This window comes from Psychrobacter sp. TB20-MNA-CIBAN-0197 (assembly GCF_040309765.1).
GTDB classification, from domain to species: Bacteria; Pseudomonadota; Gammaproteobacteria; order Pseudomonadales; family Moraxellaceae; genus Psychrobacter; species Psychrobacter submarinus.
In genome coordinates this window covers 1-256 of record NZ_JBEOPC010000952.1, presented here as the reverse complement: position 1 = coordinate 256, position 256 = coordinate 1, and the positions used below count along the sequence as shown (strand labels likewise).

Annotated in this window: 1 protein-coding gene; it reads right to left on the bottom strand. The window is 56.6% G+C overall.

The window, feature by feature from the left end; translation table 11 throughout:
- Window positions 1-256 (bottom strand): LysM peptidoglycan-binding domain-containing protein (locus AAEY83_RS16700; RefSeq protein ID WP_351060877.1); only part of this gene is annotated, 256 nt, incomplete at both ends.

Sequence of the window (256 nt, the reverse complement as noted above, 5' to 3'; positions counted from 1 at the left end):
GAACTGGAGTTGCTCACCACCGCTGTCGGCGTTGAACCGCTGCGCCCGTCGAAGCGAATTGTCTGACCCGGATGGATCGTATACGGCGTAGGAATATTGTTCCGGGCGGCGAGGGTTTTGTAGTCCCAGCCGTAACGAAAGGCGATCGAAAACAAGGTATCGCCGGGGCGGACTACATATTGTCCGGTAGTAACGGTCGGACGTTGCGCGACCGAATTATTGCGATCGACAACCCGTACGTTGCTCGATTTGGTGC